Genomic DNA, 2,135 nt, shown 5'->3' on the forward strand with positions numbered 1-2,135 from the left:
GCCACCGCCAGCGACACGGCAAATGCCATCAACCGGCTCACCAATCAGTACCTCTACAACATCGCCGGAAAGAAATACGCAGGCGCGGCAGCTGGTACGTCAGCGGCCGCGCAGAAGGCGATCCAGGTCGCCTTGGCTCAACTGGGTGATCCATATGTGTGGGGTGCCGAAGGTCCGAACTCGTTCGACTGCTCCGGTCTGATGCAATATGCTGCGGCTCAGGCGGGTGTGAATATCCCGCGCGTGGCCTCCGCCCAGTACCAACAGCTGCCGAAGGTCAACCCGGCCGATATCCGACCAGGTGACTTGATCTTCCCCGATTCAGAGTTCAATAACGGAAGTCCTGGCCACGTCATGATGTACATCGGGAACGGTCAATGTGTCGAAGCGCCGCATACCGGAGATGTGGTGAAAGTGATCAATCTGCCGCGCAGCTATCACGCCAGCCGATGGTCGTAGCGGCCAGCTGCCGAAGCTGGCCTCTCCAGCTCAGTAGCCGACGTAGTGCCCGCCACCGTGCATCGACTGGATACCGGGCACATTGCTGACCGAACCGTAGCGGTCGATGGCGTACCGCACGCCCGCGATGATGTTGTCGACCGGATTCCAGATATCGCGATGGCCCGGCAGCGCGTAGGCGTTGAAGGTGGGATCGATGGTCTGCATCAGGCCCTTGGACGGAGTTCCCTTGGCGGCATTGCTGTCCCAGAGATTGATCGCATTCGGGTCGCCCGCGGATTCGTGCTGGATGATCGCGGCGATATCGGCGGGATTGATGTGCCTGGTGTCGTAGCCGTTGGCGGCCAGGATGCGCAGGGCATCGTTGATCCACTGACCCTGGCGACCGGATGGGCGCGTGTGCGGCGGACGCGCGCTGGATCCGCCGGTGCTCGGCTGGGCCCGGCGCGGCGGCTGCCGGGTCGGGCGCGCGTTCTGCAGAAACCGGTCGGCCAGTGCGGCAACCTTATCCGCGGTGATCGTCGCCGCGGTCTGTCCCTGTCCGAGCACGGTGCCGGCACGCTGTAAGGCATTGCTGAGTGTCGCGATCAGCATCTGACGGCCGGCGGTGGTATCCGCGACGCCGCCGAGTGCGGTCATCGCCGTATTCACTTCGGCGATAATGCCATCAATGGCCGCCCGGCCCCGGATCGTGCTATCGGCGGTGCCACCGAGCAGGCGTCCGAGTTCGGCGTTCAACGATTGCGTCGATTGCCCGCGCCGTACGGTGTCGAGATTATTCGCCGCGTATTGTGAGCCCGATTCGCCCGGCCATGAGGTCGGTTGTCCGGATCCGAGCGCAGGGGGCGCATACGGCTGACCGGTGTCGGCGGTGGGGCTGGAATTGCCGTACTGGGCGGCAATGGATGCCAGCGCACCGAGGGCCGCCGCCGCGTACGGTCCGCTCGTACCGAATCCGGCGAGTGCGTCGGGGCGGGCGGTGGCGGGCGATCCGGTTGCCGCGGTACCGGATTCGGCGATCGGTGTCGCCGGACCGCGCGCGCCCGCGGTCGTGGCAGGCTGCTGTGCGAGAGCGGCCGATGGTCCGGTCGGTGCCCGCGGTGGACTCCGTCGCGTCGCGTTCCGGCGTGGTGCGGACGTCGTTGTGCCTGGCCGGGTCTCGTGCGCGTCGTCGAGGCTCGGATCCGGGGTTTCCCGCTGCGGCGGCGGCATCAGTAGGGCTCATACGATCGGCCGCTGCGTACGGCCTTGACGCCCGGCACATTACTGACCGAGCCGTATCGGCTTATCGCATAGCGGACCCCGGCGACGATATTGTCGACCGGGTTGTAGATATTCGTATGTCCGGCTGCGGCGTACTGATTGAAGGTCGGGCCGATGGTCTGCATGAGCCCGATCGAGGGGGTACCCGCGGCAGCATTGCTGTCGTAGTTGTTGGTTGCGCTGGGATTGCCGCCCGATTCGTACTGGATGATGAGCGCGATGGCCTGCGGATCGATCTTGCTGATGTCGTAGCCCAACTGCTGTAGCACCTGTAGTGCCTGCTTGATCCAGTCACCAACGGTGCCGCTGGGCATCTCGCCGCTGGTGCCGCCGGAGTATTTTTTCCCGGCGATGTTGTAGAGGTATTGGTTCGTCAGCCGGTTGATGGCACTGGCGGTGGCTTTCGCGCTGGT

General features: G+C 64.8%; 3 protein-coding genes. 1 reads left to right on the plus strand and 2 read right to left on the minus strand.

Annotated features, from left to right (window positions below):
• Positions 1-459, plus strand: a 459-nt coding sequence (locus ACIBW7_RS43025) for a C40 family peptidase (protein ID WP_397056919.1), incomplete at its 5' end; no start/stop codon positions are given.
• 30 nt (positions 460-489) lie between these two features.
• On the opposite strand, the gene ACIBW7_RS43030 is transcribed toward ACIBW7_RS43025, so the two are convergent.
• On the minus strand, positions 490-1,671 hold the full coding sequence (locus tag ACIBW7_RS43030; protein ID WP_397056921.1) for a transglycosylase SLT domain-containing protein: 1,182 nt from the start codon (positions 1,669-1,671) through the stop codon (positions 490-492).
• The coding region (locus ACIBW7_RS43035) for a transglycosylase SLT domain-containing protein (RefSeq protein ID WP_397056923.1) at positions 1,671-2,135 on the minus strand (465 nt) is incomplete at its 5' end. The genes ACIBW7_RS43035 and ACIBW7_RS43030, both read right to left, overlap by 1 nt.

It is taken from the genome of Nocardia sp. NPDC049526, assembly GCF_044465765.1.
Lineage (GTDB): Bacteria > Actinomycetota > Actinomycetes > Mycobacteriales > Mycobacteriaceae > Nocardia.

Bases quoted from the DNA above. Each gene is read 5' to 3' on its own strand.
- ACIBW7_RS43030 (WP_397056921.1), bottom strand. From the start codon at position 1,671: ATGCCGCCGCCGCAGCGGGAAACCCCGGATCCGAGCCTCGACGACGCG.